Genomic DNA, 214 nt, shown 5'->3' on the forward strand with positions numbered 1-214 from the left:
GGAGATTCCTTTGGAAAACATTTATAACAACAAAGCAAGTCAGTAATGATTTGTTCTGTCAGTTTCAAACTTGTGTCGTGTTCGCCCATTCCGGCGGCTCGGCACACTAGATGTGACGCCAGGCTTGCTTGGTTAGTCAATCAAACATTTACGGAGAGTTTGATCCTGGCTCAGGACGAACGCTGGCGGCGTGCTTAACACATGCAAGTCGAAC

At 47.2% G+C, this 214-nt stretch carries 1 rRNA gene; it reads left to right on the forward strand.

Features of this window, described 5'->3' with window-relative positions:
• Positions 1 to 147 precede the first annotated feature (147 nt).
• Positions 148 to 214: ribosomal RNA gene (locus QN357_RS19470) — 16S ribosomal RNA — on the forward strand; the annotation flags it as partial.

The organism is Cryobacterium sp. RTC2.1, from assembly GCF_035018685.1.
In the GTDB taxonomy this organism is placed as follows: domain Bacteria; phylum Actinomycetota; class Actinomycetes; order Actinomycetales; family Microbacteriaceae; genus Cryobacterium; species Cryobacterium glucosi.